This is a genomic window from Solirubrobacter soli DSM 22325, assembly GCF_000423665.1.
Classification (GTDB): Bacteria; Actinomycetota; Thermoleophilia; order Solirubrobacterales; family Solirubrobacteraceae; genus Solirubrobacter; species Solirubrobacter soli.
This window is the reverse complement of the sequence record NZ_KE384071.1, coordinates 628,131-634,764: the sequence shown is the minus strand read 5'-3', so window position 1 is coordinate 634,764 and position 6,634 is coordinate 628,131. Positions and strand designations below refer to the sequence as shown.

General features: G+C 73.0%; 8 protein-coding genes. 3 read left to right on the top strand and 5 right to left on the bottom strand.

Annotation, left to right across the window (positions count from 1 at the left end; translation table 11 throughout):
• The 3 genes from G569_RS64985 to G569_RS0138785 all read right to left on the bottom strand — a co-directional run.
• A partial coding sequence (locus G569_RS64985; protein WP_157592604.1) for an AAA family ATPase occupies positions 1-1,502 on the bottom strand: 1,502 nt, incomplete at its 3' end.
• Between the two features lie 58 nt (positions 1,503-1,560).
• A complete protein-coding gene (locus G569_RS55305; protein WP_037501942.1) occupies positions 1,561-2,847 on the bottom strand; it encodes an ammonium transporter in 1,287 nt (428 codons plus the stop codon).
• Positions 2,847-3,200 carry a P-II family nitrogen regulator gene (locus tag G569_RS0138785; RefSeq protein WP_028067387.1) on the bottom strand — a complete coding sequence of 118 codons (354 nt, stop codon included), beginning with the start codon at positions 3,198-3,200 and terminating at the stop codon, positions 2,847-2,849. The genes G569_RS55305 and G569_RS0138785 overlap by 1 nt, the downstream gene beginning before the upstream one ends.
• Positions 3,201-3,346: 146 nt before the next feature.
• On the opposite strand from G569_RS0138785, the gene G569_RS0138780 reads away from it, so the two are divergent.
• Positions 3,347-3,757 carry a COG4315 family predicted lipoprotein gene (locus G569_RS0138780; RefSeq protein WP_084286196.1) on the top strand — a complete coding sequence of 137 codons (411 nt, stop codon included), beginning with the start codon at positions 3,347-3,349 and terminating at the stop codon, positions 3,755-3,757.
• On the opposite strand, the gene G569_RS0138775 is transcribed toward G569_RS0138780, so the two are convergent.
• Positions 3,754-4,110, bottom strand: coding sequence for a VOC family protein (locus G569_RS0138775; RefSeq protein ID WP_028067385.1), 357 nt, complete (start codon positions 4,108-4,110; stop codon positions 3,754-3,756). The genes G569_RS0138780 and G569_RS0138775 overlap by 4 nt on opposite strands.
• 56 nt (positions 4,111-4,166) lie before the next feature.
• On the opposite strand from G569_RS0138775, the gene G569_RS0138770 reads away from it, so the two are divergent.
• Positions 4,167-5,354, top strand: a complete 1,188-nt coding sequence (locus tag G569_RS0138770; protein WP_157592603.1) for a PucR family transcriptional regulator — start codon at positions 4,167-4,169, stop codon at positions 5,352-5,354.
• Here G569_RS0138770 and G569_RS55300 read toward each other — a convergent pair.
• The gene (locus tag G569_RS55300; protein ID WP_053227652.1) at positions 5,303-5,791 is read right to left on the bottom strand and encodes a carboxymuconolactone decarboxylase family protein; all 489 of its coding nucleotides are present in this window, start codon (positions 5,789-5,791) and stop codon (positions 5,303-5,305) included. The two genes, G569_RS0138770 and G569_RS55300, sit on opposite strands and share 52 nt — an antisense overlap.
• Before the next feature lie 87 nt (positions 5,792-5,878).
• Between G569_RS55300 and G569_RS55295 the strand changes: the two genes are divergently transcribed.
• Entirely contained in the window at positions 5,879-6,619 is a 741-nt protein-coding gene (locus tag G569_RS55295; protein WP_211233200.1) for a helix-turn-helix transcriptional regulator, read from the top strand.
• The last annotated feature ends 15 nt before the right edge of the window (positions 6,620-6,634 follow it).

The following is a 6,634-nucleotide window of genomic DNA, read 5'->3' as shown; positions in this document are numbered from 1 at the left end:
CGATGCGCCCGGATCGCCCCGCGAATCGCCGTGGCGTGCGCGACGACCACGTCGAGCGAGTCGGCGCGCCCGCTCGCGTCGCCCGCGCCGGCCGCGTCGCTCGGGCTCTCGCCGCCGCTGGCGCCGCCCACGCCGGCGGGGCCGCTCGCGCCGGCGGGGCCGCCCACGCCGGCGGGGCCGCCCACGCCGGCGGGGCCGCCCACGCCGGCGGGGCCGCCCACGCCGGCGGGGCCGCCCACGCCGGCCGCTCCGCTCGCGCCGCCCACGCCGCTCGCGCCCGGCCCGCGCGTCATCGCTCCCGCCAACCGCAGCGCCTCGCCGGCGAGCTCCTCGGCGTGGGTGACGTCGCCGGCGTAGCGGGCGCTGTCGGCGGCGGCGACGAGGCGCTGGGCGCGCAGCGCGTCGTCCTCGGTGAGGCGTGCGGCGCGCTCGAGGGTCGCGGCCGCCGCCGCGTGGCCGCCGCGCGCGCGGGCACGCTCGGCCGAGTGGACGAGCTCCTCCGCGACCTGCGCGTCGGGCGCCGCGGCGGCGCTCGCGCGGTGCCATGCGCGGCGGTCCGCGTCCGCGTTGGCCGTGAGCGCGTCGGCGAGTGCCGCGTGCGCGCGCCGGCGCTGCTCGAATGTCGCTGCGCTGTACGCCGCCGAGCGCACGAGCGGATGCCGGAACACGACCCGCCCGTCGCCGACCCGCACGAGTCCGGCGACCTCGGCGGCGCCGAGGTCGCCCGCGGAGAGGCGTCGCGCGTCGCCGCCCGTCGCCAGCGCGCGCAGCGCCGTGCGGCCCTCCGGGTCGTCGTCGGCCGCCGCCAGCAGCACCGCCGCCCGCGTCGCCTCTGGCAGTTCCGCCAAACGCCCCGCGAAGCCGCGTTCGACCGAGCCCATCTCCGCGAGGGGTCCGCGCGGCAGCTCCAACAATGCGAGCGGGATGCCCTCGGCGGCATCGAGGACGCGGTCGCGTTCCGCGGGCGTCAACCGGACACCGCCGTCGAGCACCGCGCGGGCGTCTTCACGCGACAACCCGCCGAGCGTCAACGAGGGGAACCGGGCGAGGCCCGGCGGGATGGGGAAGCTGTCGCGGAACGCGAGCAGCAACGCGATCGGCTCGGCGTCCAGACGCCGCGCCACGAAGCCGAGCGCCTCGGCCGACGGGCGATCGAGCCACTGGAGGTCGTCGACGACGACCAGCAGCGGCTGCTCCTCGGCGGCCTCGGCGAGCAGTTGCAGCGTGGCCGCGGCGACGACGAACCGGTCGGCGTCGCCGCCGAAGGCCAGGGCGCTCCGTTGCGCGCCCGGAAGCCGGTCGAGCAGCTCCGACAGCGGGCGCAGGAGCTGGTGCAGGCCCGCGAAGGCGAGCTCCGACTCGGCCTCCACGCCCTCCGCCCGCAGGACGCGAAACCCGTGCGCGGCCGACACCGCGGCGTCGAGCAGCGTGGTCTTGCCGACGCCCGGCACGCCGCGCACCACCAACACGCCGCTGTGGCCGCCCGAGGCCGTCTCGATCACCTGCTCGATCGAGGCGAGCTCGTCCCGGCGGCCGATCAGCGGTGCCAGTGCCAGGCGGTCAATTTTCCAACACGAGGGCGCGCTCGCGTCGCGACCGCGGCTTCGGCTCGGGGATCTCGACCAGGATCGCGCCCTCGCCCGACGCGTAGGCCTCCTCGCCGTGGGCGACGAGGTCCATCCCGAGCGCCTCCTCCTCGGCGTCCGCGCGCAGCGGGGCGAACACCGCGATCAGCTTCAGCAGCGCGAACGTCGCGCCGAACGCGTAGGCGGGCGTCGCGACGATCGCCACCAGCTGTTCGAGCAGCTGCGTGGGATCGCCGTAGAACAGCCCGTCCGCGACCCCGTTCCACGCCTTCTGCGCGAAGAACCCGATGAACACGATCCCCGTCAGGCCCGCGACGCCATGCGCGGCGAGCACATCCAACGTCTCGTCGATCCGGAACCGCGGCCGCAGCATGATCACCGCATAGCTCGGCAGCGCCGCGACCACGCCGAGCACCATCGCCCACAGCGGCGAGACGAACCCCGCCGCGGGCGTGATCCCCACGCAGCCGACGACGATCGCCGTCGCCGCCCCGATCGCCGTCACCTGGCGCGACCGCAGGAGATCCAGGACGAACCAGGTCGCCAGGGCGCAGCCGGGCGTCAGCAGCGTGTTGACGAACGCGAGCACGCTCGCGTCGCCCGCCCCGAAACCCGACCCGCCGTTGAACCCGAACCACCCGAACCACAGCAGCCCCGCGCCGAGCAGGACGAACATCGAGTTGTGCGGGAGGAACGCCTGGCGCCCGTAGTCGCGCCGCGCGCCGACCACCAGCGCCGCGGCCAGAGCGGAGAAGCCCGAGCCCATCTCGACCGGGACGCCGCCGGCGAAGTCGAGCGTCCCCTGCGTCTGCAACCACCCGCCGCCCCACGCCCAGTGCGCCAGCACGCTGTAGACGAGCACCGACCACAGCGCGCTGAAGACCAGGAACGGCCCGAACCGCATCCGCTCGACCACCGCGCCCGCCACGAGCGCCGTCGTGATGATGCAGAACGTCGCCTGGAACGCGAAGAACACCAGCGACGGGATCGTCGTCCCCTCGCGCGGCTCGAAGCCAACCCCGGAAAGGAACGCGTGGCCGAGTCCGCCCACGAACCCGTTCCCTGAGTCGAACGCCAGCGAGTACCCGATCAGCGCCCACGTGATCGTCGCCACCGCCAGCGCGGCGACGCACATCATGAACGTGTTGAGCGTGTTCTTGGACCGCACCAGGCCGGCGTAGAAGAGCCCGAGCGCCGGCGTCATCAGCAGCACCAGCGCGGTCGCCATCAGCATCCAGGCGGTATCGCCCTTGTCGATCATCAGGCGCCCACCGGCGTCACCGCCGCGTTGTCCGTCTCAGAGGTCCGGATGCGCACGACCTGCTCGAGGTCGAGCACGAAGATCTTCCCGTCTCCCACCTCGCCGGTGTGCCCGCCCGAGCACAACGCGTCGAGCGTCGGCTCGACGAACTCGTCGGACACCGCGATCTCGAAGCGCACCTTCTCGGTGAGCCCGACCCGCACGCTCGTCCCGCGGTAGGTCTCGACACGGTCGAGCTCCCCGCCGTGCCCCTGCACCCTGCTCATCGTGAACCCCCGCACCTCGGCGCGGTAGAGGGCTTCCAGCACCTCGTTCGTCTTCTCGGGACGGACGATCCCGATAACGAGCTTCATATGACTCCCAGCTGTGGACGGACTCTCCGCCCGGAACCCTGTCCGGCCCGGCGGAGCACGTCCTTATCCACGTGTACGAAACGAACGCGGCTCCGTTTGTCCACCTGTAAGACCGTCGCAAGATCTTCATGCGACGCTCAGAAACCATGCGAGCACTCCTGGCCCTGATCGCGCTGCTGACGATCGCCGCGCCCGCCGAGGCGGCCGGCACAAAGATCACCGCGGCCTCGTCGAAGTTCGGCACGATGCTGTGGGGCCCGAACCGCCAGGCGATCTACGTCTTCGAGAAGGACGGCCGCAACAAGACCAACTGCAAGGGCGCCTGCGCCGAGGCCTGGCCGCCCGTCTACACGTCCGGCAAGCCCGTCGCCGGCAAGGGCGTCAAGGCCTCATTGCTCGGCTCGATCCGCCGCGGCAGCCGGCGCCAGGTCACCTACCGCGGACGCCCGCTCTACTACTACGCCCACGAGGGCAAGGGCGAGGTCCGGTGCCACAACGTCTTCCTCAACGGCGGCAACTGGTGGGTGATCGGCGCCGACGGCCGCCGCCGCCCTTAGCCGTTGTCGGACTTCACCAAGCCGACGACGTGACCCTCCGGGTCGGCGAACAGCGCGATCGTGGTTCCCTCCATCGGCTCGCTGGGCGGCATGATCGTCGTCCCACCGAGCGACGACGCCTTGTCGAGCATCGCCTGCAGGTCGTCGCACTGGGCGTAGAAGGTGACGTGGCCGGCGCCGCCTGACGGGTCCGCGCCGACGCCGCCCGTGGGTCGTTCGGCACCCTCCGGCGTGGCCATGTAGTAGCCGCCCGGCACGGCATCCATCTTCCAGTCGAACAGGTCCCCGTAGAACCGGCTGAGGGCCTCGGCGTCCTTCCCGATCACTTCGAACCACACGATTGGATGGGCCATGGCGCTGTACGGTATGCACGACCCGGAGGCCGCTCTACGGAGGAATCGCCAGGATCGTGGCCGCGTCTTTGGTGGACCTGCACAATCGTGTCCTGGACGCGATGGAGCTCGACGCGGAGGCGATCGCGCGGCGGATGCTGGTCGGCGTCCGCGCCGAGGTGGAGGAGTTCGCGAGCGTGCGCGACCCGGCGTTCGTCGCCGAGGTGCTCGAGCACAGCGTCGCCCACGTGCACGCGTTCCTGAAGGCCGCGCGCGCCTGCGCGCCTCCGGCCGGCGCCGAGCTCGACTTCGTCCGCGAGCGCGGCGCCCGCCGCGCCCGCGACCTGCTCGGCCTCGACGCGCTGCTGGAGGCGTACCTGATCGGCCAGCGCACGGTGTGGGAGGCGATCGTCGAGAAGGCCGGAGACTCGCCGGAGGGCATGCGCGCCGCGCAGGACCTGACCGCGTTCACGTTCCGCTACACCCACGCGATCAGCGTCGCGGTCGCGGAGGCCTACCTGCGCGAGAGCCACGCGCTGGCATCGGAGACCGAGCGCGCCCGCCGCGACCTGCTCGACCGCCTGCTCGCCGGCCAGCCGCCTGACGACGCCCGCGCCGAGGCGCTCGGGCTGCGCCCCGCGAGCGCGCACGTCGTCGTCGTGGCCACGCCGGCGGACCGGCTCGTCCTGCGCGCGCTCGCCCGCGAATGCGACTTCGTCGTCGCCGACCTCGACGAGGTCGTCGCGATCGCGCCCGTCTACGTCCGCCGCGGCCCGCGCGAGCTGCGCGGCGCGCTCGAGCGCACCGCGCACCTGCTGGAGCGCAACCACGAGCTGCGCCTCCGCGCCGGGGTCAGCTCCACCTGCCCACGGCTGGAGGAGCTGACCCGCGGCTACGGCGAGGCGCGGCGCGCGCTCCGGCACGCCGCGCCCGTGGCGGCGCTGGAGGAGATCGGCCTGTTCGACTACCTCACCGAGGCCGCCGACGACACCGCGCACCGTCTGCTCCCGCGCGGCCTGGACCAGCTCGGGAACCTCGCGGAGACCCTGCACGCCTATGCGGCGGCCGACCTGAACGTCGCGCGCACCGCCGCCGCGCTCGGCGTCCACCCCAACACCGTCCACTACCGCCTCACACGCGTGCAGGAGCTGACCGGCCGCGACCCGCGCCGCTTCGCCGAGCTGGTCGAGCTGACCGCCGCGCTGCGGATCGGCTACGCGCGGAACGCGTCGTCGATCGCCGCCCCCGACACGTCGGCGGCGTAGTTGGCGAACGTCGTGTAGGCGACCTGGGCGATCACCTCGAGCGCGGTCTCGGGCTCGAGGTCGGTGGACACGTGACCGCGCTGCTCGAGCAGCGCGATGGCGAACGCCCGCAGCGCCTCGTGCCGCTCGTCCGCCAGCGGCGACCCGTCGACCAGCGCGGCCACGAGCTCCGCGGAGCCGCCGCTGGACCGCGCGAACTTCGAATGCGCCGCGAGCGAGTACGCGCAGTCGTTGAAGCGGCTCACGGTGACGCCGACGATCTCGCGTTCCAGGCCGCTCAGCGTCGAGCCGCGCAGCGCGGTCTGGAGGCCGACGAAGCCGGAGATCGCGGTCGGCGAGGCGCCGATCGCGGCCGCGAGGTTCGGGATGAACCCGATGTTGCGCTCGAGCGCCGACAGGGTCTCGCTCGAACCGGGGTGGATCGTGAATGTGCTCATGGCGGCACAGGCTCAAGCGATCGAGGACGCGGAACAATTCCCTCCCGGGGAAGTGCGTCGCCCCACCGCGGATGAGAGGCTTGCGCGGTGGCCAGCCCCGTCGGAGTCCTGTTGCAGCACTGGCGCGCGGAGCGCCGGATGAGCCAGCTCGCGCTCGCCCACGAGGCGGGCGTGACGCCGCGGCACGTCTCGTTCGTCGAGAGCGGCCGCGCGAACCCGAGCCGCGAGATGGTCCTCACGCTCACCCGCGCGCTCGACGTCCCGCTGCGCGAGCGCAACCAGGTCCTGCTCGCGGCCGGGTACGCGCCGCAGTACCGCGAGACCGGGCTCGATGACATTTCCATGACAGCCGTCAACGACGCGCTCAACACGATGCTCACCCACCTGCCACACCCGGCGGTCGTCATGGACCGCCACTGGAACCTGCTGCGCGCCAACCCGGCGGCGGACGAGCTCTTCGGCTGGCTGCTCGACGGCGCCACCGCGGAACGGAACATCGTGCGCCTGATGTTCGGTCCGCTGCGCCCCCACGTCGCCAACTGGGACGAGACCGGCGAGGCGCTCGTCCAACGCGTGCATCGCGAGGCGATCGGCGGCGTACCGGACCTCGTCACCCGCCGCCTGCTCGACGAGGTGCTCGCCGACGATGGCATCCCCGCCCACTGGCGCACCCCGGACTTCGCGCGCACACCGCTCCCGCTGCTGCCGATCCGCTTCGCCAAGGCCGGCCGCGAACTCAGCTATTTCTCACTTGTCACGACGGTCGGGACGCCGCAGGACATCACGCTCCAGGAACTGCGCGTGGAGTCCTTCTTCCCCAGTCAGTGAATCGGTTGCATTTCT